Origin of the sequence: Delftia sp. WSY_16, from assembly GCF_043104415.1 — a bacterium.
Taxonomy (GTDB): Bacteria; Pseudomonadota; Gammaproteobacteria; order Burkholderiales; family Burkholderiaceae_C; genus Comamonas; species Comamonas tsuruhatensis.
Map to the genome: position 1 here is coordinate 895,812 of NZ_JBICKS010000040.1, position 23,970 is coordinate 919,781.

General features: G+C 66.5%; 22 protein-coding genes. 11 read left to right on the top strand and 11 right to left on the bottom strand.

Annotated features, from left to right (window positions below; genetic code table 11):
- Positions 1-62 precede the first annotated feature (62 nt).
- Positions 63-857: an arylamine N-acetyltransferase gene (locus ACF8O7_RS23780; protein WP_046988158.1), complete on the top strand. Its 795-nt coding sequence runs from the start codon at positions 63-65 to the stop codon at positions 855-857.
- A 4-nt stretch (positions 858-861) separates the two neighbouring features.
- On the opposite strand, the gene ACF8O7_RS23785 is transcribed toward ACF8O7_RS23780, so the two are convergent.
- Positions 862-1,866: a LacI family DNA-binding transcriptional regulator gene (locus tag ACF8O7_RS23785; RefSeq protein ID WP_280047680.1), complete on the bottom strand. Its 1,005-nt coding sequence runs from the start codon at positions 1,864-1,866 to the stop codon at positions 862-864.
- A 229-nt stretch (positions 1,867-2,095) separates the two neighbouring features.
- On the opposite strand from ACF8O7_RS23785, the gene ACF8O7_RS23790 reads away from it, so the two are divergent.
- Together ACF8O7_RS23790 and ACF8O7_RS23795 are read left to right on the top strand one after the other, a co-directional pair.
- Positions 2,096-3,064, top strand: coding sequence for a tripartite tricarboxylate transporter substrate binding protein (locus ACF8O7_RS23790; RefSeq protein ID WP_126311510.1), 969 nt, complete (start codon positions 2,096-2,098; stop codon positions 3,062-3,064).
- A 43-nt stretch (positions 3,065-3,107) separates the two neighbouring features.
- Positions 3,108-4,265 (top strand): mandelate racemase/muconate lactonizing enzyme family protein, encoded by a 1,158-nt coding sequence (locus tag ACF8O7_RS23795; RefSeq protein WP_126311511.1) that lies wholly within the window; start codon positions 3,108-3,110, stop codon positions 4,263-4,265.
- A gap of 6 nt (positions 4,266-4,271) precedes the next feature.
- On the opposite strand, the gene ACF8O7_RS23800 is transcribed toward ACF8O7_RS23795, so the two are convergent.
- The 4 genes from ACF8O7_RS23800 to ACF8O7_RS23815 form a co-directional block, all read right to left on the bottom strand.
- On the bottom strand, positions 4,272-5,618 hold the full coding sequence (locus ACF8O7_RS23800) for a sigma-54 dependent transcriptional regulator (protein WP_016446283.1): 1,347 nt from the start codon (positions 5,616-5,618) through the stop codon (positions 4,272-4,274).
- Entirely contained in the window at positions 5,615-7,495 is a 1,881-nt protein-coding gene (locus tag ACF8O7_RS23805) for an ATP-binding protein (RefSeq protein WP_016446284.1), read from the bottom strand. The genes ACF8O7_RS23800 and ACF8O7_RS23805 overlap by 4 nt, the downstream gene beginning before the upstream one ends.
- A 46-nt stretch (positions 7,496-7,541) precedes the next feature.
- The gene (locus ACF8O7_RS23810; RefSeq protein ID WP_016446285.1) at positions 7,542-8,849 is read right to left on the bottom strand and encodes a dicarboxylate/amino acid:cation symporter; all 1,308 of its coding nucleotides are present in this window, start codon (positions 8,847-8,849) and stop codon (positions 7,542-7,544) included.
- 470 nt (positions 8,850-9,319) lie between these two features.
- A complete protein-coding gene (locus ACF8O7_RS23815) occupies positions 9,320-10,894 on the bottom strand; it encodes a methyl-accepting chemotaxis protein (RefSeq protein WP_016446286.1) in 1,575 nt (524 codons plus the stop codon).
- 259 nt (positions 10,895-11,153) lie between these two features.
- Between ACF8O7_RS23815 and ACF8O7_RS23820 the strand changes: the two genes are divergently transcribed.
- The 5 genes from ACF8O7_RS23820 (at position 11,154) to ACF8O7_RS23840 (ending at position 14,685) form a co-directional block, all read left to right on the top strand.
- The gene (locus ACF8O7_RS23820) at positions 11,154-12,137 is read left to right on the top strand and encodes a MerR family transcriptional regulator (RefSeq protein WP_392444415.1); all 984 of its coding nucleotides are present in this window, start codon (positions 11,154-11,156) and stop codon (positions 12,135-12,137) included.
- On the top strand, positions 12,098-12,730 hold the full coding sequence (locus tag ACF8O7_RS23825; protein WP_047327458.1) for a lipocalin family protein: 633 nt from the start codon (positions 12,098-12,100) through the stop codon (positions 12,728-12,730). Before ACF8O7_RS23820 ends, ACF8O7_RS23825 begins: the two co-directional genes overlap by 40 nt.
- Positions 12,727-13,776 (top strand): NAD(P)/FAD-dependent oxidoreductase, encoded by a 1,050-nt coding sequence (locus ACF8O7_RS23830; RefSeq protein ID WP_126311515.1) that lies wholly within the window; start codon positions 12,727-12,729, stop codon positions 13,774-13,776. Before ACF8O7_RS23825 ends, ACF8O7_RS23830 begins: the two co-directional genes overlap by 4 nt.
- A gap of 20 nt (positions 13,777-13,796) precedes the next feature.
- The gene (locus ACF8O7_RS23835; protein ID WP_013801983.1) at positions 13,797-13,976 is read left to right on the top strand and encodes a DUF2256 domain-containing protein; all 180 of its coding nucleotides are present in this window, start codon (positions 13,797-13,799) and stop codon (positions 13,974-13,976) included.
- 100 nt (positions 13,977-14,076) lie between these two features.
- Entirely contained in the window at positions 14,077-14,685 is a 609-nt protein-coding gene (locus tag ACF8O7_RS23840) for a DUF4337 domain-containing protein (RefSeq protein WP_012206105.1), read from the top strand.
- Between the two features lie 97 nt (positions 14,686-14,782).
- Here the strand turns inward: ACF8O7_RS23840 and ACF8O7_RS23845 are convergent, their stop codons facing one another.
- Entirely contained in the window at positions 14,783-15,274 is a 492-nt protein-coding gene (locus ACF8O7_RS23845; RefSeq protein WP_392444417.1) for a hypothetical protein, read from the bottom strand.
- A 299-nt stretch (positions 15,275-15,573) separates the two neighbouring features.
- Between ACF8O7_RS23845 and ACF8O7_RS23850 the strand changes: the two genes are divergently transcribed.
- Positions 15,574-16,068: a MerR family transcriptional regulator gene (locus tag ACF8O7_RS23850; RefSeq protein WP_046239206.1), complete on the top strand. Its 495-nt coding sequence runs from the start codon at positions 15,574-15,576 to the stop codon at positions 16,066-16,068.
- A gap of 25 nt (positions 16,069-16,093) precedes the next feature.
- Here ACF8O7_RS23850 and ACF8O7_RS23855 read toward each other — a convergent pair whose 3' ends face one another.
- Entirely contained in the window at positions 16,094-16,789 is a 696-nt protein-coding gene (locus ACF8O7_RS23855; protein WP_310044069.1) for a type 1 glutamine amidotransferase domain-containing protein, read from the bottom strand.
- Positions 16,786-17,712, bottom strand: coding sequence for an NAD-dependent epimerase/dehydratase family protein (locus tag ACF8O7_RS23860; RefSeq protein WP_034366705.1), 927 nt, complete (start codon positions 17,710-17,712; stop codon positions 16,786-16,788). Before ACF8O7_RS23860 ends, ACF8O7_RS23855 begins: the two co-directional genes overlap by 4 nt.
- 841 nt (positions 17,713-18,553) lie before the next feature.
- Between ACF8O7_RS23860 and ACF8O7_RS23865 the strand changes: the two genes are divergently transcribed.
- Positions 18,554-18,970, top strand: a complete 417-nt coding sequence (locus ACF8O7_RS23865; protein ID WP_074922946.1) for a jacalin-like lectin — start codon at positions 18,554-18,556, stop codon at positions 18,968-18,970.
- A 129-nt stretch (positions 18,971-19,099) separates the two neighbouring features.
- On the opposite strand, the gene ACF8O7_RS23870 is transcribed toward ACF8O7_RS23865, so the two are convergent.
- Entirely contained in the window at positions 19,100-19,984 is an 885-nt protein-coding gene (locus tag ACF8O7_RS23870) for a LysR family transcriptional regulator (protein ID WP_126312591.1), read from the bottom strand.
- 119 nt (positions 19,985-20,103) lie between these two features.
- Between ACF8O7_RS23870 and argC the strand changes: the two genes are divergently transcribed.
- Entirely contained in the window at positions 20,104-21,072 is a 969-nt protein-coding gene (gene argC / locus ACF8O7_RS23875; protein ID WP_275822892.1) for an N-acetyl-gamma-glutamyl-phosphate reductase, read from the top strand.
- 78 nt (positions 21,073-21,150) lie between these two features.
- On the opposite strand, the gene ACF8O7_RS23880 is transcribed toward argC, so the two are convergent.
- A complete protein-coding gene (locus ACF8O7_RS23880) occupies positions 21,151-22,332 on the bottom strand; it encodes a dihydrodipicolinate synthase family protein (RefSeq protein WP_046239203.1) in 1,182 nt (393 codons plus the stop codon).
- A 14-nt stretch (positions 22,333-22,346) separates the two neighbouring features.
- Positions 22,347-23,960 carry a GMC family oxidoreductase gene (locus tag ACF8O7_RS23885; protein WP_043791180.1) on the bottom strand — a complete coding sequence of 538 codons (1,614 nt, stop codon included), beginning with the start codon at positions 23,958-23,960 and terminating at the stop codon, positions 22,347-22,349.
- Positions 23,961-23,970: the final 10 nt, after the last annotated feature.

Below are 23,970 nucleotides of genomic sequence, written 5' to 3' on the forward strand. Positions count from 1 at the left end.
CTTATACAGGCATTGGCTGCCCGGATTTATCGTTGCAGCCATCAAGCAACCCGAGGAAACCCATGCAAGCCAGCAATTTCGATCTCCAGGCCTATTTCCGCCGCATCGGCTTCAGTGCCGGGGACTCCGCCCAGGCAGATGCCGCCACCCTGCATGCGCTGATGCGCCAGCAGCTGTTTTCCGTGCCTTTCGAGAACCTGGACGTGCAGGCCGGCAAGATCGTCTCTCTGGTGCCCGAAGACATTGCGGGCAAGATCCTCGGCGGCGCCCGGGGCGGCTACTGCTACGAGGTGAACGGCCTGTTCGCCATGGCGCTGCAGGCCCTGGGCATTGCCTACCGCTTTGTGGCGGCGCGGCCCATGTTCTATCCGGCACGCCGCCCCCGCACCCACATGGCCCTGGTGGCCGAGGTCGAGGGACGGCGCTGGCTGTGCGACCTGGGCTTTGGCAGCTACGGCATACGCGCCCCCATGGCCCTGGACGTGCTGGACACCGAGGTCCGCCAGGACGGCGACACCTTCCGCCTGAGCCTGGACGACCAGGGCGAGTACCTGCTGCAGGCCCGCGTGGACGGTGAATGGGCCAACCAGTACGCCTTCAACCTGTCGCCCCAGGAATGGGTGGATTTCGCCCCTGCCAACTACCTGAACTCCACGCACCCGGACGCCATCTTCGTGCAAAAGCGGGTGGTGGTGCTGCACCAGCCGGCCGGCCGCATGATCCTGGTGGGCGACGCGCTCAAGACCATCACGGCCAGCGGCACCGAGACCAAGCAGCTGGCGCCTGATGAAATCCAGCACGCGCTGGGCAGCCTGTTCGGGCTGGCGACCGAGCGCCAGGCAGCTGCCGTGTGCTGACCCTCTAAGCTCGGCGGGTCGAATCCCGCTCGATCAGCTCGAACCCCAGGTCGAACGCCGAGCGCCCGGCACTGCGGCCCTGGCAGCGTGCCAGCACGAGTTCGGCGGCCAGGCGGCCTATGCCCGGCCCGTCCACATGCACGGTGGTCAGCGACGGCAGCAGATGGGCCGCGAAATCGGCATTGCCGAAGCCCGAGACGGCCAGGTCCACGGGCACGCGCAGGCCGCGCGCCTGAGCTTCCACCAAAATGCCGTGGGCCAGCATGTCCGAGCTGCAGACCACAGCCTGCAGATCAGGCTGCTGCGCCAGCAACTGGCCCAGCGCCTGCCGGCCCAGCTCCAGGCTGCCGGGCGCGGACACGGTGACCGTGGGCACCTCGCGGCCCCAGGCTGCAAGAAAGCCCTCGCGCCGCTGCTGGGCCCGGTGGTCGCTGCCCGTGGCCATGCCCACGCGCTGCAGGCCGTGCGAGAGGAAATAGCCGGCCAGCGCGCTGCCCACCTTCAGGTGGGAAAAGCCCACCACCATGTCCAGCGGCCGGTCGCTGAAGTCCCAGGTTTCCACCACGGGAATGCCGGTCCTGCGCAGCCGCTCGCGCGCCTTGCCGGACTGCACCAGGCCCATCATCACAATGCCGTCGGGCTGGCGCCCGATCATGGCGTTGAGCACCTCTTCCTCGCGCTGCTCGTCGTAGAAGGTCTGGCCCAGCAGCAGCTGATAGCCCTCCTGCGCCAGCGTGGCCGTCAATGACTGCACCGTGGGCAGGAACTGCGACACCGAAAGCGCAGGCACCACGCCCGCCACCATGCGGCTGCGCCTGGACTTGAGCCCGCCGGCCAGCAGGTTGGGGATATAGCCCGTGGCCTCCACGGCCTGGCGCACGCGCTCGCGCGTCTTCTCCGAAACGATGGAAGGATTGCCCAGTGCGCGCGAGGCCGTGATCAGCGAGACGCCGGCCGCCTCGGCCACGTCGTGCAGCGTGGCGGGCCTGGGTGGTGTGGGTGTGTTCATGGGCAAGCGCGATCGCGGGCTGGTATCGGGGACGGGCCTGAAGATAGCAGACCGCCCTCCACGCACGGGCGCCAGGCCTGCCCTGCATCGCAGAAATCGTGATTGACAGCCAAAATGACAACGATATCATTTTGCTGAAAGCGCAAATCCTTGCATCTACAAAATGGCATCGGCGCTTTTTCATTTCCCCGGAAATGACAACGATGTCATTCACAAATCAGGAGACAAGATGAATCACATTCTTCGTGCCATGGCGCTGGCCCTGGCCGCACTCGCTGCCTTTTCTGCGTCGGCCCAGGCCTGGCCCGACAGGCCGGTCACCCTGGTCGTGCCCTTCCCCGCCGGCGGCTCCACCGACCAGGTCGCGCGCGCCGTGGCGCCCAGGCTGGGCGACAAGCTCAGGCAGTCCTTCGTGGTGGAAAACAAGGCCGGCGCCACGGGCACCATCGGCGCAGCCTTCGTGCAGCGCGCGGCGGCGGACGGGCAGACCTTTCTCGTCACCTCGCTGGGCCCGCTGGTCATCGTGCCCCACCTGATCAAGAACCTGCCCTACGACGCGCTCAAGGACTTCGACCTGATCACCGTGGCTGTGCAGTCGCCCAACGTGCTGGTCGTGCCTGCCGCCTCGCCGCACAACAGCGTGGCCGACGTGGTCGCCCACCTCAAGGCCCATCCGGGCAAGATGAGCTTTGCCTCGGCCGGCCACGGCTCCAGCGACCACCTGACGGCCGAACTGTTCTGGCAGCAGACGGGCACCCAGGGCGTGCACATCCCCTACAAGGGTGGCGCACCGGCCCATGCCGACCTGATCGGCGGCCAGGTCGATGCCTCGTTCCAGAACATCAATGCCGTGATACAGCACATCCGGGCCGGCAAGATGCGTGCCCTGGCCGTAACCAGCCCGCGCCGCTCGCCCGTGCTGCCGGACCTGCCCACGCTGGCCGAGGCCGGGGTGAAGAACGTGGAGGTCGCCTCCTGGCAGGCCATCGTCGCGCCCAAGGGCCTGCCGCCTGCGCTGCGCGACAAGGCCCATGCGGCCTTTGTCGAGGCGCTCAACGATCCCCGGGTGCGCGAGCAGTTCGTCTCCATCGGCTACGAGATGGTGGCCGGCACGCCCCAGCAGTTCGCCGAGTTCCAGCGCCAGGAATACGCGCGCTGGAAGACGGTCATCGAGGCCGGAAAGATCAGCATCGACTGATGCCTGCCCCTGTCCTTTTCCCAACCACCGCACTCCCGCAGCCATGACCTCTTCCGCGCTCTCCGAAACCACCAGCCAGGACCGCATCCAGTGGATACGCCTGTCGTCCTGCTACCTCCCCCTGGCCCGGCCCATCAGCGATGCCAAGGTGCTCACGGGCCGCCAAAAGCCCATGACCGAGGTCGCCATGCTGTTCGCCGAGATCCAGACCCGCGACGGCCACTGGGGCCTGGGCCTGAGCTACGCCAAGCGCGCAGGCGGCCCCGGCCAGTTCGCCCATGCCAGCGAGATCGCGCCCTCCCTGCTGGGCGAAGACCCCAGCGACATTGCGCGGCTGTGGACGCGCATGTGCTGGGCCGGCGCCTCCGTGGGCCGCAGCGGGCTGGCCGTGCAGGCCATCGCGGCCTTCGACGTGGCGCTGTACGACATCAAGGCGCGCCGCGCGGGCCTGTCGCTGTCCAAGCTGCTGGGCTCGCAGCGCGAATCCGTGCGCTGCTACAACACCTCGGGAGGCTTTTTGCACACGCCGCTCGATGAGCTCAAGCGCAACGCCAGCGCCTCGCTGGAGCGCGGCATTGGCGGCATCAAGCTCAAGGTGGGCCAGCCCGACTGCGCGCTGGACATACGGCGCGTGGAGGCCATGCGCGCCCACCTGGGCGATGCCGCGCCCATCATGGTCGATGCCAACCAGCAATGGGACCGCCCCACGGCCCAGCGCATGTGCCGTGTCTTCGAGGAATTCAACCTGGTCTGGATCGAGGAGCCGCTGGACGCCTACGACCACGAAGGCCATGCCGCGCTGGCCGCGCGCTTCGACACGCCGATCGCCACCGGCGAGATGCTGACCAGCGCCGCCGAGCACGGCGATCTCATACGCCACCGCAGCGCCGACTTCCTCATGCCCGACGCGCCGCGCGTGGGCGGCATCACGCCCTTCCTGCAGATCGCGGCCCAGGCCGAACTGGCCCACCTGAGCCTGGCGCCCCACTTCGCCATGGAGCTGCATGTGCACCTGGCCGCCACCTGCGCCAACGAGCCCTGGGTGGAACACTTCGACTGGCTGGCGCCGCTGTTCAACGAACGCCTGGAAATCGCCAATGGCCGCATGCTCGTGCCCACCCGCCCCGGCCTGGGACTGAGCCTGAGCGAGCAGGCACGGCACTGGACGCGCGAAAGCGTGGAGTTCGGGGAGCGGGGTTGAGGGTGCCTACCCATCCAGCCCGTACTTGCGGATCTTGTCGTGCAGCGTGGTCTTGGGGCTGCCCAGGGCTTCGGCCGTGCGTGCCAGGCTGCCGCCGTGGCGGCGCAGGGCGTCGGCGATGAGGGCGCGCTCGAAGGCCTCGACGGTGGCGGACAGCGGCCGGGGCGCGGTGTCCTGCGCGGTGGTGCCGGCCGGCTGGCCGAAGGGGGGCGAGCCGGTCTCGATGCCCAGCACCGTGCGCTCGGCCACGTTGCGCAGCTCGCGCACGTTGCCGGGCCAGTCATAGCCCAGCAACTGCTGCACGCGCGCGGTGGTCAGCTCGGGCACGGGCCGCTGGTGGCGCGCCGCGCCCTGCAGCGCGAAATGCTCGAACAGCAGCGGCACGTCCTCGCGCCGCTCGCGCAGCGGCGGCAGCGAGACGGTGGCCACGTTCAGGCGGTAGTAGAGGTCGGCGCGGAACAGGCCTTGCCGGCTCAATTCCAGCAGATCCACCTTGGTAGCCGCGATCACGCGGCAGTCGATGGGGATCAGGGTGTTGGAGCCCAGGCGCTCCAGCACACGCTCCTGCAGCACGCGCAGCAGCTTGATCTGCATGGGCACGGGCATGCTCTCGATCTCGTCCAGGAACAGCGTGCCGCCGCTGGCGTGCTCCAGCTTGCCGATGCGCTTCTTGCCCGCGCCGGTATAGGCGCCGGCCTCGCTGCCGAACATCTCGCTGTCGAACAGCGTGTCGGGCAGGCCGCCGCAGTTGACGGCCACGAAGTTGCCATCGCGCCGCGCGCTGGCCTCGTGCAGGCAGCGCGCCACCAGTTCCTTGCCCGTGCCGGTCTCGCCCTGGATCAGCACATCGGCCGCGCTTTGCGCCAGCCCCGTGAGCATCTGGCGCAGCTGGCGCATGTTGGGCGCGCGGCCTATCAGCCGGTGCTCCAGGCTGTCGCGTTGGTCCAGCTGCTGGCGCAGCGCCCGCACTTCCAGCACCAGGCGCCGGCGCTCCAGGGCGCGGCGCACGGCGCCGACCAGGGTTTCGGGGGCGAAGGGTTTCTGGATGAAGTCCTGGGCGCCGTCCTTCATGGCCTGCACGGCCATGGAGATGTCGCCGTGGCCGGTGATCAGCACCACGGGCAGCTCGGCATCCATGGCCACCAGTTCGCGCAGGAAGGCCATGCCGTCCATGCGCGGCAGGCGGATGTCGCTGACTACGATGCCCGCGAAGTCGCGCGACAGGCGCCGGCGCGCCTGCTCGGCGCTGCCCACGCTTTCGCAGGCGATGCCTTCGAGCTGCAGCGCCTGCTCGCAGCCGAGCACGATGTCGGGGTCGTCCTCGATGATCAGGACTTTGAGGGCGTCGGTCATGGTGTGTCGGCAGAGGGTGTGGAGGGAGCCAGGGCCAGGCTCAGCGTGAAGACGGCGCCGCCGCCCGGATGGTTGCTGCCCGTCAGCGTGCCGCCGCATTCACGCACGATGCCGGCCGACAGCGCCAGCCCCAGGCCCAGGCCCACGCCCTCTTCCTTGGTGGTGAAAAACGGCTGGAACAGATGGGCCTGCGCCGCTTCGCTCAGGCCCGGCCCGTGGTCGCGCACGGTGACCTGGGCGCGGCCATCGGCCACGGCGCAGGCCAGCTCCAGGCAGGGCGCGGGCTGGCCGCGCATGGCGTCCAGGGAGTTGTTGATCAGGTTGATCAGCACCTGCTCGATGCGGTTGCGGTCGCACCAGGCCACGGCCTCGGGCACGCCGTCATCGCGCAGGATGCGGGCGCCGGTCTCGGCCACGCGCGACTCCAGCACGGCCAGCGCATTGTCCAGGGCACGCGCCAGCGGCACGGCCTGGCTGGCGCCGCTGGACTTGCGCGCAAAGTTGCGCAGCTGGCCGGTGATGCGGCCCATGCGGTCGGCCAGCTGCGCCATGCGCTCCAGGTTCACGCGCGTGGTTTCGGTATCGCCGCGCTCCAGAAAGCGCTGGCTGTTGCCGGCCAGGGTGCGCAGCGCCGTCAGCGGCTGGTTGAGTTCATGGGCCACGCCCGTGGACAGCTGGCCTATCACGGCCAGCTTGCCGGCCTGCACCAGTTCGTCCTGGGCGGCGCGCAGCGTGGCCTCGGCGTGGGTGCGCTCGGCCACCTCGGCCTGCAGCGCCTCGTTGGCGGCCGACAGGTCGGCCGTGCGCTGCTCCACCTTGCGCTCGAGCTCGTCGTGCGCGGCCTGCAGCGCCTCGCGCGCGGCCAGCCGGTCGCGCAGGTGGCGGCGGCGCTCGTTGACCATCATGGCCAGCAGCAGCACAAAGGCCGCGCCCACGGCCGCGGCCAGCGCGCGGCTCTGGGCCAGCTGGTCGACCTGCTCCAGGTGCGAGAGCACGGTGATCGTCCAGGGCGTGCCCGGCAGCTGGCGCGACTGGGCCAGGAAGCGGCCGCTGACCGGGTAGACCGAGCCCGGCGATTCCTCGCCATGGCGGGCAATGCGCACCAGGCGCGCGCCCTGGCCCAGGTCGCGCAGCACCTGCAGGCCCAGCGGCTCCAGCGCGCGGCGGTTGTACTGGCGCGTGTGGTCGAAGGCGGCGCGGGTGCCCTCGTCCAGCGTGCGCAAGGTGGTGAATTTCCAGTCGGAGACCGTGCCCAGGATGACGACGCCGTTCTCGTCGCCCACCAGCACGGGCGCCTCCACCGTGGACCACGATTGCTCCAGCTGGTCCAGGCTGACCTTGACCACGGCCACGCCCAGCGTGTGGGTGTCGTCGCCCAGGGTGGAGGCCAGGTAGTAGCCGGGCTCGCCGCGCGTGGTGCCTATGCCGAAGAAGCGCGCGCTGCCCGTGGCCATGGCCGTGCGGTAGTAGGGGCGAAAGCTCAGGTCCTCGCCCATGTAGCTGTCGGAGCGCCGCCAGTTGCTGGAGGCCACGACATGGCCGCGCGCATCGACCAGGTAGGCGGTCAGCGTGCCCGCGCGGTCGTTGAGCTGCTCCAGGTAGGCGTTGACGCGGTTGGTGAGCTGCTCGTCGCCGGGCTCGGCCAGCAGCCTTTGCACATTGCCTTCCAGTGCCAGCACGTCGGGCAGGAAGGCGTACTTGCCGATCTCGCGCTGCAGGCTGGCGCCGTACAGCTCCAGCCGGTGCATGCCCGTGGCACGCAGATCGGCGATGCCCAGCCGCTGCGCCATCAGGTACGCACCCCAGCCGCTCAGCCCGCTCAGGGCAAGCCACAGCAAAAGCAGGATGAGCTGGCGCAGGGGGCGGCGGGCGGGCATGGTGAAGGCACCAATGTTATCAGTGCCCCCCAGCGCCGCCTGGGCCTCAGGCCGAGACAGCGGGCCGCCCTTCCTGGGAGTGCTCCATGGGCAGCAGCGACTCGTCGTCGTCCGTGGTGGCATTCGGATCGACCGCGCCTTCCCACTTGGCCACCACGGCCGTGGCAATGGCATTGCCCAGCACATTGGTCAGCGTGCGGCCCATGTCCAGGAAATGGTCGATGCCCAGGATCAGCAGGATGCCGGCCTCGGGCAGGCCGAACATGGGCAGCACGGCGGCCACCACCACCAGCGAGGCGCGCGGCACGCCGGCAATGCCCTTGCTGGAGACCATCAGCACCAGCAGCATGGTGATCTGGGCCGTCAGTGTCATGTCGATGCCGTAGGCCTGGGCGATGAAGATGGCCAGGAAGGTGGTGTAGACCATGGAGCCATCGAGATTGAACGAGTAGCCCAGCGGCAGCACGAAGCCGATGATGCGCGGCTTGATGCCGAACTTCTCCAGCTGCTCCATCAGCTTGGGATAGGTCGATTCGCTGCTGGCCGTGGAAAAGCCCACCAGCAGCGGGCCGCGGATCAGGTTCAGCAGGCGGAAGATGTCACGGCCCAGCACGACGTAGCCGGCCACGATCAGCAGCACCCACAGCGTGGCCAGGGCCAGGTAGAAGCACAGCATGAACTTGCCGAACACCGACAGCATGCCCAGGCCATGGATGGTGATGGTGCCGGCCACGGCGCCGAACACGCCCACGGGGGCGAAGCGCATCACGTAGTCGGTGACCTTGAGCATGATGTGGACCACTTCGTCCATCAGGCCCACCATGGAACGCGCGGCCTGGTTGTGCAGGTTGCCCAGCGCAATGCCGAAGAACAGCGCGAACACCAGGATCTGCAGCACCTCGTTGGTCGCCATGGCCTCGAAGATGTTCTTGGGGAACACGTGGGCGATGAAGTCCTTGAGGTTCAGCGCCGAGGTCTTGAGGTTCAGCCCTTCGGCCGACGACGGCAGGGCCACGCTCAGGCCATGGCCGGGCTGCAGCACGTTCGCATAGATCAGGCCGATGGCCAGCGAGCAGAACGAGGCCACGATGAACCAGCCCAGCGCGCGGCCGCCGATGCGGCCCACGGCCTTGGCGTCGCCCATGTTGGCCAGGCCCGACACCAGGGTGGCGAACACCAGGGGCGCGATGATCATCTTGATCATGCGCAGGAAGACATCGGTGAGGATGCCGAAGTAGCTGGCGATTTCCTTGGCGGCCTCGGGCGTGGGCGCGTAGCTGTTGCAGGCATAGCCCACCAGCACGCCGAGGACCATGGCCACGAGCACCATGGTGGTCAAGCGATTGAATTTCATGCGGATTTTTTCGTTGGACGTATTTCGGTCTTGCAAGCGAGCCCGGTCCGCCGCAGCCCCCGGGCCTCTGCCGGATGCCATTGCGAAGACGGGCTTGTCTCCCTGCACACACAACCACGACGCACGTGGCCTGCGCCTGACAGTGCACAGACCGTGCCAGCCGCATCCGGCACCTGCGCCGCGCGCTAACTGCTTGATTCGCCTATATCGACCTTACTTTTATGCATAAGGTGGAACGGAAATCCGAACAATGAAATGCAGGCGCCGTTCGGAAAACCGGATGGCGCGACCTGCGGGCTCCGGCCCTCCCGGGCCATGGCGCAACTGTTTGAACGCCGGCCGGTGCCCCGGGCAGGACGGCAGCAGCGGCTGATGCTCCGGCTCCTGTAGAGGGGCCCGCTCTCCCAGGGTCCCGCACCGTGTCTTCACCCGGTGCATCAACCCTGCCTCACCCCTGCGCCAACCCTGCCTCAACCCTGCGCCTGAGGCCCCAGGCGAAAAACGCTCACGGACTGCACAAGGTCATGCGCCTGCTGGCGCAGGCTCGTGGCTGCCGCCGCCATTTCCTCCACCAGGGCCGCGTTTTGCTGCGTCGCCTGGTCCATCTGCGTGACCGCCTCGCCCACTTGTGCCACGCCGCTGCGTTGTTCGGCAGAAGCCGCGCTGATCTCGCCCATGAGGTCGGTGACGCTGCGTATGCTCATCACCACTTCAGCCATGGTGCCCCCCGCGCGGTCGGCCAGCACAGAGCCCTGTTCGACCCGCTCGACGCTGTCGGAGATCAGGGCCTTGATCTCCTTGGCCGCCGCCGCGCTGCGGCCGGCCAGGCTGCGGACCTCGGAGGCCACTACAGCGAAGCCGCGGCCCTGTTCACCGGCTCGTGCAGCCTCCACCGCAGCGTTCAGCGCCAGGATGTTGGTCTGGAACGCGATGCCGTCAATGACGTTGATGATGTCGGCGATGCGGCGCGAACTTTCACTGATGCCCTTCATCGTGTCCACGACCTGGGTGACCACCTCGCCCGCCTGCCCGGCCACGCCGCTGGCCTGCTGCGCGAGCGCGTTGGCCTTGCCCGCGCCATCCGCGTTCTGGGTCACGGTCGCTCCGAGCTGTTCCATGGAGGCCGCAGTTTGTTCAAGCGCGCTGGCCTGGCTTTCGGTTCGCGAGGACAGGTCGGTGTTGCCCTGGGCAATCTGGGTGCTTGCACTTGCCACGGATTCGCTGCCGCTGCGCACGACGGCCACGACCTGCGATAGCGCATCACTCATCTCGCCGAGGCTGCGCAGCAGGGTCCCCACTTCATCGTGGGTGGTGGCCTCCACCCGCTGCGTCAGATCCCCGCAGGCCACCGCGCGTGCCACCTGGATGGCCCGGCCGATGGGGCCGGTGATGGAGCGCGTGACCCAGGTGCCCAGCAAGGCGGCCAGCACGACGGCCACCAGCGCGCCCCCCAGCTCGAACGCCAGCGTCATTGCCGCCAGCGACTCGGTGCGTGTCAGGCGCTCGGCCATGAGCTGCTCCTCCTCCCGCACCAGGTCCGCCTGCAGTGCGCGCAGCCCATCCATGGCCGCCTTCTCGCGCCCCAGGGAGAACTCGCGAACCAGATCCTCGACCGTCGCCGTGCCGTCCTGAACTTGCCGCCGCAGCGCCTGCAGCGGCTGCACCGCCTGAACGAATTCACGATGGCGCAGCCGGATACCGTCGAGCCGGCGCTGCTGGGCGGGGTTGTCCTCGGTCAGGCGTACGGCCTCCTGCCAGGAGGCCTCGAACTCCTTGAGTCCTTCATCCCAGGGGGCCAGAAAACGGGAGTCGCCCGACAGGAGATAGCCCCGCGAGGCCGTCTCCATGTTGACCATGCCCGTGAGCATGCGCTGTCCCTGGGACATCACCTTGAAGGTGTGCTCGTTCCATTGCTGGGCCTCCTTGAGCCGGGCCTGGCTGCTCACGGCCAGCGCGATGACAAGAAGAAAAATGGCGATGACGCATGCGAAGGCAGCTGCGAGACGGCGGGCCAGTGGCCAGTTGGACAAATTCATGATGATCATCGGTACGGACTGCGTAGCCGGAAAGACTGCACACGGGCGCGGCGATCACGATGTCAAGCCTCGCCTGCGCCTGGGGCAGTCATCTCCTGGCCGGGATCTACAGAGCACTCGCGCCAGCGGCTGCCGGGTGGCGGCCAGCGGGCCTGTGCTTTGTTTCTCTATGTAATATATTGGACAAAACATATTTTTGTCCTAGACAATTCGCAAAATCCCTCAAAACATTCCGGCCATGGCCGGACGTTTTGTTCCCTTCAGATCAATGACGCCACTTTCTGACCCCCTGCCTTTGGCGCCTGGCCCCGGGCTGCCCATCTCGGCCGTCGAACGCGAGACCGGACTTGCCAAGGACACCCTGCGTGTCTGGGAAAGACGCTACGGCTTTCCAAGGCCTGAACGGGATTCGGCAGGCGATCGCCGCTACCCGGCAGACCAGGTTCGACAACTGACCCTGATCCGGCGGCTCATGGATACAGGGCTGCGCCCCAGCAAGCTGATGGGCGTGGATCTGGACGGCCTGCAGGCGCTGCTGGCCCGCGCCGACACCTCGCCAGCCATGAATTTGTCCAGGACAAATTCAGAGAATGCAGCAGACTCTGACCGCTTCGCACCCATGCTCAACGCCATTGCCGCCCATGATCCCGCCCAGCTCAGGCATTGCCTGAGCCTGGCCCAGTCGCGCATGGGCCTGGCCGGTTTCGTGACCACGCTCGTGGCCCCGCTGACCACGGCGGTCGGTGAATTCTGGGCACAGGGGCGTTTTGAAGTGTTCGAAGAGCACCTGTACACCGAGGTGCTCACCGGCGTCTTGAGGCAGGCGATCGCCTCGCTCATCCCGCCTTCCCCGCCGCCCGCGCCCAAGGTGTTGCTGACCACGCTGCCGCAGGAGATGCATGGACTGGGCCTGCTCATGGTCGAAGCCCTGCTGGCCCTGGAAGGCTGCAACTGCGTATCGCTGGGCACCCAGACGCCCATCGGTGACGTGGCACAGGCCGCGCGGGCGCATCGCGCCGACATCGTGGGGCTGAGCTTCAGCAGCGCCCACAACGGAGCGATGGCGCAGGCTTGCCTGGGCGAGCTGCGCAGCCACCTGCCGCCGGCCATCGAGTTGTGGGCCGGTGGAGCATGCCCGGCGCTCTATTCCAACCCTGTCACGGGCATCACGCCGGTGCGCCATCTCACGGATCTGCAACCGCTGGTCGCCCGATGGCGGCAGACGACAAGAACATCAAGGACATACGCATGAACTTTCCCGCCCCCCGCCCCGTCTTCATCGCCAGGCGGCGCACCCTGCTGGCAGCGACCCTTGGCGCCGGCCTGCTGGCCAGCGGTTGCGCCAGCATGCGCCCGCCAGGCTCGGTCACGCCCGTCTCACCGTTCGACCTGCAGCGCTACCAGGGCCTGTGGTACGAACTGGCGCGGCTGGACCATGGTTTCGAGCGGGGCATGACCGATGTGACCGCCGAGTACACGCCGCAGGCAGACGGCAGCGTGAAGGTGGTGAACCGGGGGTTTTCCGTGCCCCGGGGCCAGTGGCAGCGCGCCGTCGGCAAGGCCCTGTTCACGGGCAAGCCGGACACGGCTTCGCTCAAGGTCTCTTTCTTCGGCCCGTTCTACGGCGGCTACCATGTGGCCGCCCTGGACCCTGACTACCGCTGGGCGCTGGTCCTCGGGCCGGACACGCAGTACTGCTGGATACTGGCCAGGGAGCCGAAACTGCCCCCGCAGACGCTGCAATCCATCGTCGCCAAGGCCGGGGAACTGGGCGTCGATACCGGCGCGCTGATCTGGGTCAGCCATGAGCGCCACCAGGAAGCGCGCAGCCAGGAGGCCTTGTGAACAGCCTGCCCCCCGTCGCGGTGATCGGCGCAGGAATGGCGGGTTTGGCCTGCGCACAGTTGCTGGCCGAGGCTGGCTGCCGCGTGGATATCTTCGAGAAAAGCCGAGGCCCATCCGGGCGCATGAGCACACGGCGCGCGCAGGATCCGCAGGGTGCGTGGCAGTGCGATCACGGCGCCCCATCGTTTGCAGCCCAGGACCCGGAGTTTGTGCAGGAGGTGCGCCAGTGGGAGCAGCACGGCGTTGTCGCCGCCTGGCGTCCGCGCGCAGTGCGCCTGCAGGGCACAGACGCGGTGCCCGCAGAGGCAGGCCCCGACCGCTGGGTGGGCGTGCCGCGCATGACCTCTCCCGCAGCGTTTCTTGTCCAGCGGCTTGGACAGCAGGGGCATGGCGTACGGCTGCACCTGCAGGCCACGGTGCAGCATTTGCAGCACGGGCCTGCCCGCTGGACAGTGCACTGTGCCGAACAAGGGCAGATGGGGCCGGAATACTGCGCCCTGGTGCTGGCAGTGCCTGCACCGCAGGCGGCAGCCTTGCTGGAGCCGGTCTCGCCCTATGCTGCGGCACTGGCCGCCAGCGCACGCATGCAGCCTTGCTGGGTGGCCATGCTCCGCACCGACGCCCCCCTGCCGCTGGACTGGGATGCGGCAGAAATCACGGATGGCCCGCTGTGCTGGGTGGCACGCGACAGCGCCAAGCCAGGGCGGCAAGGGCAGCAAGGGCAGCAGACCTGGGTACTGCATGCCAGTGCACGGTGGAGCCAGGATCACATCGAATCGGACGCTGAATCCGTGGCCGGGCAACTGCTGCAGGCATTCGAGGCCCTGGCCGGCTCTCTGTCCGACTCTCTGCCAGGCGGCCTGCGCGTCACTGCCCACCGCTGGCGCTATGCGCTGCCGGCACCCCACCTGGTCAACCGCTGCTGGTGGGACGCGCCTGCGGGCCTGGGCCTGTGCGGCGACTGGATGTGCGGCGCAGGCGTCGAAGGCGCCTGGCTCAGCGGACGGGCGCTGGCCCGGCGCGCCCTGGCCACGCTGACGCGCTGAACTGCAGGAACGCCCGCGCCATGCACAAGAAGCCCCACCTGCCCTCCAAGCTGTGTGCGTGCTGCGGTCTTGCGTTCACATGGCGCAAAAAATGGGCACGTGATTGGGACGAGGTCAAATACTGCTCGCAGCGCTGCCGCACCGCGCGACTGCCGCCTGATCCCACTCCCCCATCTGCAGGCCGTCAGCCAAGGCGCTGACCTCCAAGCGGGCCATGCGCCCGCACATCCTGGGAGCCCTGGATTGCCGCCAGGCCGGCCCCATAATGCGCCACCCCATTGCATCAAGGAATTGGCACCTATGTCTTCCGGCGGCTTTCACGTCCACGGCCCACACGATCACGAACTCGAACATGCTGCCCAGGGCGAGCATGGCCAAACCGCCCACCACGGCATCGGCGGCGGCAGCCTGACCAACCAGATCGCCATGTGCACGGCAGTCATCGCCACGGTGGGCGCCATCTTCGCGTACATGGGCGGCGCCACCCAGGCCAATGCCGGGCTGTACAAGAACGACGCAGCCATCAAGAAGACCGAAGCGGCCAACCAGTGGGCCTTCTTCCAGGCCAAGAGCACCAAGCAATCGCTGTCCGAGTTCGCGCGTGATCTGGCGACCACGGAGGACAGGCGGGCGGCCTACCAGGCCAAGGTGGAGCGCTACGAAAAGGAAAAGGACGACATCAAGCGCGATGCCGACCGCCTCGAAGCAGAGGCCCGGCAATGGGACGAGAAGTCAGAGATGCAGATGCACCTGCATCACCGCTGGGCGCAGGCCACCACCGCGCTGCAGGTCGCCATTGCCCTTGCAGCCATCGCGCTGCTGACCAAGAAGAAATGGCTGGAATACGCCATGCTCGGCGTGGCAGCGCTGGGCCTTGGCGTGGGCGGGCTGGCCATGCTGCACATCTAGAGCGTGTGGCAAAGCCGCAAAGCCGCATATCCGCATATCCGCCCTGGAAGGCAGCTGTGAAACAGCCCCCCCCCGATTCCCCGGCCTTGCCCGCGGCTCAGTCCTCGCTGGGACGGGGGTAGCTTGCCTCTGCCCAAGCTTGCGCAGACGTCCGGGTGAGCTGATGGTCCGGCCTGACTCCCACCTTGGCCAGCTCGCTGCCGTCGGCGGCAGTGGCGGTGAGCGTGGCGCTGGGATTGTCCTCATCGGGCTCGATATCCAGAGAGACGGTCACGCGTGACCCGCCCACCACGATCTGCACATCCTTGTGCAACTGCGCTGCCAGATGCTGCTCATGCCGGCGCATCACCTCGTGCGCCGTCTTCACGAGCGTGTTGAAGGCGGAAACGTCCAGCGGCTTGGGATTTTTCTTGTCGCGGCCCATGGTCCACGGGCCGACCAGGCTTGGCTCCGCCTGGCCGTCCTGGGTCATGGCAACGGCCCAGCCATCGTCGTCTTCATTCTTGATGACGCGGGCCTCCCAGCCGTTGTGATGCCAAAGGCGGTCTTCGAAGATTGAGACGACTTCTTGTTCGAGTTCTGCGGACATGTCCAGACCCTTCCCTTGTGGAAACTATCGAGCCCGAAATTCTACTGTCCATCCATACAGTTCGCGCGCAGGGGTCTATTGCGCAAGCGGCGGCTTCCACGGGGCCATGACACCCGGCAGATACGGTAGCCACGGCAGTCAAAGCAGGCGTGCAGGCTGGTCAGCGGCTGACCGAGCTGCGTCAGGTTGCCTCGCTTGCACGTTGCACTCGCCGCAAATTGCCGCTGGAGCGAAGGGCTTGCGAATGCGATAAGCTTCAAGTCTTATTGAAGGTCAAGGCATCCCTGCCGAGGTCACGTATGAACATTGGCGAACTGAGCAAACGCACAGGCCTGTCCACATCACGCATTCGTTTTTATGAGCAAAGCGGCCTGCTGCAAGCGGCTGAGCGTGGCTTGAATGGCTACCGCAGCTATCCGCCTGAGATGGTGCAGATGCTGGAGCTGATTGCAATGGCGCAGGGCGTGGGCTTCAGCCTGGATGAAATCCGTGCACTCTTGCCGCCCGGCCTGCAAGGCTGGGACCATGAGGCCGTCGTGGGCGCGCTGCGCCAAAAAATTGCCGATATCAAGGCCATGGAGAAAAAGCTGCAGGCCAGCAAAAAGCAGTTGCAGGCTTTGTTGTCCGATATTGAAGCGCGGCCAGACAACATGGATTGCCATGACAACGCACGCCGTGTGCTCTCCCATGTACTGGCCCAGCAATCCGAATCCCTGGCCTCTGAAGCAGCGGCCGAAGAAAAAATGGGCAAGCTCATGCGCACCGGACACAAGAAGCGGGCAAGCGCGGCATAGGCCTTCGGCAGTTTGGAACGTGGCCCTAGCGCCTTGCCAAAGCCTGCACCACCTGCTTTGCAGTCGCTTTGGCCGACCCCGGGTTTTGCCCGGTGATGAGGCGGCCATCGGCCACCACATACGACATAAAAGGCAGCAAGGCTTTTTGATAGCGCGCACCGCGCATCTTCATTTCCTGCTCGGCGTTGTAGGGCATGGACCGGGCCACTCCGGCCAGGATTTCTTCCGTCCATGAAAAACCCGTGACCCGTTTGCCCGCGACCAGCAAAGAGCCGTCGCTGAGCTGCGTATTGAGCAGGCCGCAGTAGCCGTGGCAAACCGATGCAACGATGCCACTTCGCTCCCAGATGCTGCGTGTGATGCGCTGCAGCCCCGCACTATCGGGAAAATCCCACATCACCGCATGCCCTCCGGTGAAGTAGATGGCATCGAAATCGTTCGCATCGATATCGGCAGGTGCCGCAGTGTTCGCCAGCAGGGCCATGCGCGCGGGATCATCGAGCCAGGCTTTGGCCGAAGCATCGAAGTGCGGCCATTGGAGTGCGCGCGGCTCCAGCGGTACGGCGCCACCCAGCGGGCTCACCAGTTGCTGCAGATACCCTTGCGCAGCAAACACATCCCAGGCATGGGTCAGCTCCGACAGCCACAGCCCTGTGGCGTGCGCAGGGTCGTCGTAATGAGCGACATTGGTGACGACATGCAAGATACGTGGCGTGCTCATGATGACTCCTGCGCGATGTGCTTGAGGCCCTGTGCGTAGCTGGTGACAGCAAAGTCGGGAAAGCGGCGCTTGAACTTGGACGAATCAAACACATTGTCGTGCGCGTAGCGTGGCAGCAGTTCACGCAGTTCGCGCACGGGCTTGGAGACCCAGCCAGCAACCACCATGGCCAGGTGGCTCAGTACCTTGTAGCGCGGCTCAACCTCAAAGGTTGCAGCCGCCAGGTTCACAAAGGCCTGATAGGTCAGCCGCTCGTCCCAGCAAGGCAGATGCCAGGTCTGGCCATACGCATCTTGCGCATTGCCAATGGCTGCCATGGCGCGGCTTGCATCGGGCGTCCAGATCAGGGTGCGCAGCTTGTCGTCACGCACCGGCACTTTGGCCTTCTGGCCCGCCTTGAGCGGGCCGATCACCAGGGTGTTGGTGATGCTTTGGGTTTTGCCGGGGCCGTAGAACTCTGGCGCGCGGGCAATGGCGACGGGGATATCGCCGCGCTGCATCTCGGCCAGCACCATCTCGGCCATCAAGGCGCGCACGCGCCCCTTGCGGCCCACCGGGGCAAAGGCGGTTTCCTCGGTCTGCCGCTGCGCGGTTTGCGGGTACATGTAGGTGTTGTCGAAGTAGACAAACTTGGCCCCCGCTGCCCGCGTGGCATCGAGCGCGTTGCGCAGCATGGCAGGAAATTGCCCCTCCCATAACTCGGTGTCTGGTGGCAGGCCAGCGGTGAAGTACACGACCTCGCTGCCACGCACGGCCTCCAGGGTTTGCGCGGAATTCATCAGGTCGGCGGACACCAGCTCGTCCGTATCGTTCACCTTGCGCGGCTTGCGGCTGACCAGGCGCAGGTTCTGGGTGTAGTTGCGGTGGAGCTCGCGCGCCAGCTCCACAGCGATCTGACCATTGGCGCCCAAAATGGTTTGCATATCGATCCTTGCAGCATCTTGTGTGATGAGAGGATAAGGAGCTTAAGCTTCAAGTTGAGTTGAAGGTCAAGTGGCAAAACTGCAGGTCCCTGATATCAGGTCGAAGCCCCCTGCCGACTCGCTGGCTGTCTGAAGAAACCCGGCACTTCCATCATGTCGGGGAGCCTGGAGCCTGGACACTGCGGCCTGCTTTGGTGCACCTGGTGAAGGCCCGGTTCGGGTCGGCAGCGCCTGTGCATGAGCCGCGATGGCGGACTTGCCTCTTTGCGGTTGCTCATCTGTGGTCCGAACTTGTCGGCTTTATCAAGACTGCCACCGCACACCGCCATCAATTGCTGCAATGGGTGCAATGAGAGCAATGAGAGCAATGGCAGCAATGTGTGTACAGCAGCTATTTGATGCAATCAGAATGCACCACCACCATTGAAAAGAAGAAGCCATTCTCAATCCAATGATTGAATTGCCAACTTCCGATGGACGCCGCTTATTCAATGTGACAGAATGAAACGCCAGCAATGAATGGCCTGAAGACCTCTGATGATGGCAGTGGCAAATATTGCCATGGCGATCGCAATGACAGGACGAAAAACCGGATGTACCGCTATTGATATCCAGAAATCAAATCGTGTTGACTTCGCGCATTTCTGAGGGATCGTTTGGTCAATGAACGTCAGAGCGTGCTCTTGTCGACCGCACCTCATTTGCATTGGAAGCGCACTACAACCATTGTCGCCATTCGGCCAATCATTGAATCCAGCTTCTGGCTTTCGAGCCTTATGCTTCTATGAACATCGCCCCGTAGAAGCCAAAAAACCAAGGGCGATTGACAACGGAGATCTATATGCCTTACAAGAAAAGTCAACAAGTCGGCGGTCAGGGTGGAGATGAATTTTCCGATGATCTGACCCAAGTGGTTCGAATTGTGAGGATTTCGATCAGGCACGGAGCCAGAGTCGATGCCATCCAAACCACATGGCTTCTGACAGACGGAACACAGCTCACTGGTGCACGCCATGGTGGCGGGGGCGGCGAAGAAACTGTGATCGAGTTTGGCAGCAACGAGCACATCGTTACGATACAAGGGCGAAGCGGAAGTCGAATTGATTCCCTGACCATTACCACCAACAAGAAGTCCTACGGCCCCTACGGAGGCGACGGAGGGAAACCCTTCGGCCCCATTCCTGCTGAAGCAGCGGGTGGATTCTTTGGTCGTTCCGGCACAAATGTTGACGCGATAGGCGTTTTCATTCCAGCGTAGTGTCAAGCCGGTGATGGTGCCATCGCATCAACAAGGCACCGAAACGGACTGGGATGAAGCCGAGGTTTATTCCAGTCCGCTCATCGGCTCTATTGATTCCTGCTGTCAATCAGGCATCAATCAGCAAAGTCAACGCCCCCGCATCCCCATCAAAACCTCAATCGTCACCGTCGTCGCGTCGTCATCCGGCCTTTTGCGATGCGCGATGCCCAACGCCCTTGACAGTGCCGGCCGCAGGGGCCGCGTGGTGATGCGGGCGTCAGGCTGCGGTGCGCCGGCCTCATGGGGCAGCAGCGCGGCGCCGTAGCCCGCCGCCACCAGGCTCTTCATTGCGTCGTTGTAGTTCAGCTCGATCCGTGCCTGCGGCCGGGCGCCGCCTGCGGCAAACCATTCAGCAGTCTGGCGCGACAGCCGGGTGCCACGGTCGTTGGCGATCAGCGGACGGGCTGCAAGCCAGGCGGGCGTGATGTGCCGCGGAGGCTTCCAGGCGGCCGGGATGAAGGCCAGCACGGGGTCCTGGCGCCAGGCCTGCACCTGCAGCCCGCGCAGCACGGGCTGCGGCAAGGCAACGATGCCGATGTCCAGGCTGCCGGCAGCCAGGCGCGCCAGGGCTTCCTCGCTGGTCATCACCGCCACTTGCACATCGATCTCGGGATGCCGGGCGGCCAGGGTTTCCAGCGCCTGGGGCAAGAGGTGCGCGAGTGCGCCGGTGGAGGCGCCCAGGCGCACGCGGCCCCCGCGCGTGGCGATCTGGCGCTGCACGGTCTGCAGGAGATCATCGGCCTCGGCCAGGAGCTGGCGCGCCTTGTCTATCAGCAGGCTGCCCGCCGATGTGGCGGTGACGCCGACCGGTGCGCGGTGCAATAGACGAGTTCCCAGACGCTCTTCGAGCTGCGCCACATGCAGCGTCACCGTGGGCGGCGCCAGGTGCAGCACCTTGGCGGCGGCGGCGAACGAGCCCAGGTCGGCCACCGTCAGCAGGGTGCGCAGACGGTCCAGATTGATTTCGCGCATGGTGCGGTGTCCCAGGTTGCCAGCAATTCAGGAATCATGAATCCGTAGTTTGTCAGATTCAACTGGCCTGCATGCGGCAGGCGCTGCACCATGCGCTCCACACCCAATCGGAGCAACCCATGACCTCTCTTGTTTTCATCGATGGCGACCAAGGCACCACCGGCCTGCAGGTGCGCGAATGGCTGGCGGATCGGACCGACCTGCGCCTGCTGCAGCTGCCGGCCGACCAGCGCAAAAGCACGGCGCACCGGGCCGAGGCGCTCAACGACTGCGACATCGCCTTGCTGTGCCTGCCGGACGAGGCTGCGCGCGAGGCCGTGGCGCTGGTGCGCCGGCCCGGCGTGCGCGTGATCGATGCGAGTTCTGCGCATCGCACCGCTCCGGGCTGGGTCTATGGCCTGCCGGAACTGGAGGCAGGCCAGGCTGAACGCATCGCCCATGCCCGGCGCGTCAGCAATCCCGGCTGCTATCCGACAGGTGCGCTGGCACTGCTCAGGCCCTTGATCGACGCGGGCCTGCTGCCCCCCGACTACCCGCTGGCCATTCACGCGGTATCGGGCTACTCGGGACGGGGCCGCGCAGGGCTGCTGGACCATGAGGGCGCTGCCGCCGCCACTGCCGTGCCCCTGCAGGTCTATGGCCTGGGACTGCACCACAAGCACGTGCCCGAGATCCAGCAGCATGCCGGCCTGGCCCATGCGCCGGTGTTCGTGCCGGCCTATGGCCACTACCGGCAAGGCATCGTGCTGACCATCGCCCTGCATCTGCGGCTGCTGCCCGCTGGTGTGACCGCCCGCAGCCTGCACACTGCCCTGCACGCGAGGTACCAGGGCCAGCCCTGCATCGAGCTGCAACCCCTGGAGGAGGACGCCGATGCGCAGCGGCTCGATCCGCGCGCGCTCAATGGCAGCAACCGGATGCGGCTCGCGGTGTTCGGACAGCCGCAGGAGCAGCAGGTGCTGCTGACCGCCGTGTTCGACAACCTGGGCAAGGGCGCCGCCGGCGCGGCGGTGCAGAACCTTGATCTGATGCTCGGGCTGCAGCCGATGCTGCACCCAGGATGCGATGAATCCCAGAGCCTGGTGTGAGCCTGGTGTGAGCGTGGAGTGAGTGCGGTATGAGCTGCCGGCCTGGGGAAGACGGGGCAAGATCCGGGCAATCCTGCTTCAAGCCTCGACGCCACAGGCCACCGACAGATAGCTTTTCATGCGCGCGCTGGCCCGTTCCGGGTCCGCCAGCGCACCGCAGGCATCGGCCAGCTCGAACACCTTGGCAAAGTGCACGGCCCCGCGTGCAGACTGCATTGCGCCGGCCATGGAGAAGTGCTTCTGGTGGCCATTGAGCCAGGCCAGGAACACGATGCCTGCCTTGTAGTGCCGCGTGGGCGCGCAAAAAATCTCGCGCGACAGCGCCACCGTGGGATCCAGCAGTTCCCGGAAGCGCCCGCTGCGGCCCTGGGCCAGTTCGGCCAGCGCCACGGCCGCCACCGGGGCGATGGGGTCGAAGATGCCCAGCAGGCCGTGGGAGTGGCCGCCCTCACCGGCTGCCGTCCCATCGCCGGCCATGAGTTCGGCGTAGTGGAAATCGTCACCCGTGTACATCTTCACGCCCGCAGGCAGCCTGCGGCGCAGCGCCCTCTCCCATTGCGCATCGAGCAGCGATACCTTGATGCCTTCGACCTTGGGCGCCTTCGCTGCGATCAGCGCGGCGACGGTATCAAGGGCCTGCACCAGGTCCGTACTGCCCCAGTAGCCGCGCAGCGCAGGGTCGAACATCTCGCCCAGCCAGTGCAGCACCACGGGCTGGTCGGCAGCGTCCAGCAGCCGGTCATAGAGTTGCAGATAGTCCTGCGGGCCGCGCGCGGCCTGGACCAGGGCGCGGCTGGCCATGAGGACCACGGGGCAGCCTTCGGCCTGCACCACATCCATCTGCTCGCGGTAGGCCCCCTCGACCTGTGCCAGCGTGACCCCGGGTTGCGCCGCCAGCTGGTCGGTGCCCGCGCCGCAGGCCAGCTGGCCGCCCACTGCCCGCGCATGGCGCGCGCTGCGCTGGATGAGTTCGCGTGCCGATGGCCAGTCCAGGCCCATGCCGCGCTGGGCCGTGTCCATGGCTTCGGCGACCTTGAAGCCCAGGCGGTACAGATGCTCGCGGAAGGCCAGCGTCGCCTCCCAATCGATGGCAGGCGGGCCATCCCAGGGATGCGTGGTTGCCAACGGGTCGATCACCACATGGGCCGCTGCATAGACGCTGCGGTTGAAGGCAGGGGCCGGGCCCGCGGGAGCGATGGGACTGGCCTTCATGGCCAGTGGCACGAGACGGCCGTCGCTTCGGGGAAGGAGGATCTGCATGGGGGTCTCCTGCCTCACGCCAGTCGGCCGAGGATGTGGTCGGCAGCCTTCTCGGCCACCATGATGGTGGGAGCGTTGGTGTTGCACGAGGGGATGAAGGGCATCACGGACGCATCGGCCACGCGCAGCCCCTCCATGCCGATGAGCTGCAGTTGCGGCGTCACCACGCTGTCCGGATCGTGCTCGGGGCCCATGCGGCAGGTGCCCACGGGATGGTGGTCGGTCTTGGCATGGGCGCAGGCGTAGTCAGACAGTTCGGCATCGCTGTCCCGATGTCCGCCCGGCAATACCTCGCCGTGCACGTAGCGCCGCAGCGCTGGCTGGCACAGCAGCTTGCGCGCAAGGCGCAGGCCCTTGATGGACATGGCCCGGTCATGGGGGTCGGCCCAGTAGTTGGGATCGATCAATGGCGCCGACGCCGGGTCTGCATCCGCGAGCCGGACCGTGCCACGCGAGCGGGGGCGCAGGTAGGCCGTGTTCAGCGTCACGCCCGCGTTCTCCAGCCCGGTCATTCCGGCTTCTATGCCCGAGCCCAGCCCCAGATGGAACTGGATGTCGGGCGAGCGCGCGAGCGCATCGGGGTCGGCATACCAGAAGCCCCCGGTCTCGAAGAGGCTGGAGGCGGCCGGCCCTTTCTTGAGCAGCAGGTACTGCAGGCCCGCCCAGGCCGCGTGCCAGGGGCGCTGGTATTTGTCGTAGGTGTGGTCGCCCGTGCATTCGGCGATCACGAACAGGTCCAGGTGGTCCTGCAGGTTGGAGCCGACACCAGGGAGGTCATGCACAGGCGCCAGCCCCACGCTGCGCAGATGGTCGGCAGGGCCTATGCCGGAGTGCATCAGCAGCCTGGGCGAGCCTATGGCGCCCGAGCAGACGATGACTTCGCGGCTGGCGTGCACGCTGAAAGGCGTGCGGCTGGTGCCCGAGACCGCCTCCACGCCAACCGCGCGCCGGCCCTGCACCAGCACGCGCAGCGCCTGGGTCTGCAGCTGGATGGTCAGATTGGGGCGGCGCATGCGCACCGGATCGATGAAGCCCGTGGCCGCCGACGCACGGCGCGCATTCCACTGCGTGAGCTGGTAGTAGCCCAGGCCCTGCTGCGCGGCGCCGTTGAAGTCGGGGTTGAAGGGCATGCCCATTTCCTGGCCGGCCTGGAAGAAGGCCTCGCAGATGGGCAGCGGGCTGACGGGGCAGGACACGCCCAGCGGGCCGCCGTAGCCGTGGTACTCGTTGGCAAAGCGCTGGTTGTTCTCCGAACGCTTGAAGTACGGCAGCACGTCGCGCCAGGACCAGCCCGTGGCGCCGCCCAGGCGCTCCCAGTCGTCATAGTCTGCCGGCGCGCCGCGCGTGTACAGCTGGGCGTTGATGGTCGAGCCGCCACCGATGACCTTGGCCTGCGTGTAGCGCAGCACGCGCTGGTTCAGATGCCGCTGCGGCACGGTCTGCCATCCCCAGGAGCCCCGGCCCCGGGTCATGCGCGCAAAGCCCGCAGGCCAGTGGTACAGAAGATGCGAGTCCCAGCCCCCGGCCTCCAGCAGCAGCACGCGCACCGAGGGGTCGGCGCTCAGCCGGTTGGCCAGCACGCAGCCGGCCGAGCCCGCGCCCGTGATGATGTAGTCATAGCTGTCCATGGTCATCGTC

What these genes read in the sequence shown, in the direction of transcription:
- ACF8O7_RS23845 (WP_392444417.1), bottom strand. Translation starts at nt 15,274, where the DNA reads ATGTCCGCAGAACTCGAACAAGAAGTCGTCTCAATCTTCGAAGACCGC.
- ACF8O7_RS23785 (WP_280047680.1), bottom strand. Translation starts at nt 1,866, where the DNA reads ATGAACACACCCACACCACCCAGGCCCGCCACGCTGCACGACGTGGCC.
- ACF8O7_RS23795 (WP_126311511.1), top strand. Translation starts at nt 3,108, where the DNA reads ATGACCTCTTCCGCGCTCTCCGAAACCACCAGCCAGGACCGCATCCAG.
- ACF8O7_RS23855 (WP_310044069.1), bottom strand. Translation starts at nt 16,789, where the DNA reads ATGAGCACGCCACGTATCTTGCATGTCGTCACCAATGTCGCTCATTAC.
- ACF8O7_RS23860 (WP_034366705.1), bottom strand. Translation starts at nt 17,712, where the DNA reads ATGCAAACCATTTTGGGCGCCAATGGTCAGATCGCTGTGGAGCTGGCG.
- ACF8O7_RS23815 (WP_016446286.1), bottom strand. Translation starts at nt 10,894, where the DNA reads ATGATCATCATGAATTTGTCCAACTGGCCACTGGCCCGCCGTCTCGCA.
- ACF8O7_RS23850 (WP_046239206.1), top strand. Translation starts at nt 15,574, where the DNA reads ATGAACATTGGCGAACTGAGCAAACGCACAGGCCTGTCCACATCACGC.
- ACF8O7_RS23835 (WP_013801983.1), top strand. Translation starts at nt 13,797, where the DNA reads ATGCACAAGAAGCCCCACCTGCCCTCCAAGCTGTGTGCGTGCTGCGGT.
- ACF8O7_RS23870 (WP_126312591.1), bottom strand. Translation starts at nt 19,984, where the DNA reads ATGCGCGAAATCAATCTGGACCGTCTGCGCACCCTGCTGACGGTGGCC.
- ACF8O7_RS23805 (WP_016446284.1), bottom strand. Translation starts at nt 7,495, where the DNA reads ATGCCCGCCCGCCGCCCCCTGCGCCAGCTCATCCTGCTTTTGCTGTGG.
- ACF8O7_RS23790 (WP_126311510.1), top strand. Translation starts at nt 2,096, where the DNA reads ATGAATCACATTCTTCGTGCCATGGCGCTGGCCCTGGCCGCACTCGCT.
- argC (WP_275822892.1), top strand. Translation starts at nt 20,104, where the DNA reads ATGACCTCTCTTGTTTTCATCGATGGCGACCAAGGCACCACCGGCCTG.
- ACF8O7_RS23865 (WP_074922946.1), top strand. Translation starts at nt 18,554, where the DNA reads ATGCCTTACAAGAAAAGTCAACAAGTCGGCGGTCAGGGTGGAGATGAA.
- ACF8O7_RS23880 (WP_046239203.1), bottom strand. Translation starts at nt 22,332, where the DNA reads ATGCAGATCCTCCTTCCCCGAAGCGACGGCCGTCTCGTGCCACTGGCC.
- ACF8O7_RS23780 (WP_046988158.1), top strand. Translation starts at nt 63, where the DNA reads ATGCAAGCCAGCAATTTCGATCTCCAGGCCTATTTCCGCCGCATCGGC.
- ACF8O7_RS23840 (WP_012206105.1), top strand. Translation starts at nt 14,077, where the DNA reads ATGTCTTCCGGCGGCTTTCACGTCCACGGCCCACACGATCACGAACTC.
- ACF8O7_RS23810 (WP_016446285.1), bottom strand. Translation starts at nt 8,849, where the DNA reads ATGAAATTCAATCGCTTGACCACCATGGTGCTCGTGGCCATGGTCCTC.
- ACF8O7_RS23885 (WP_043791180.1), bottom strand. Translation starts at nt 23,960, where the DNA reads ATGGACAGCTATGACTACATCATCACGGGCGCGGGCTCGGCCGGCTGC.
- ACF8O7_RS23800 (WP_016446283.1), bottom strand. Translation starts at nt 5,618, where the DNA reads ATGACCGACGCCCTCAAAGTCCTGATCATCGAGGACGACCCCGACATC.
- ACF8O7_RS23820 (WP_392444415.1), top strand. Translation starts at nt 11,154, where the DNA reads ATGACGCCACTTTCTGACCCCCTGCCTTTGGCGCCTGGCCCCGGGCTG.
- ACF8O7_RS23825 (WP_047327458.1), top strand. Translation starts at nt 12,098, where the DNA reads ATGGCGGCAGACGACAAGAACATCAAGGACATACGCATGAACTTTCCC.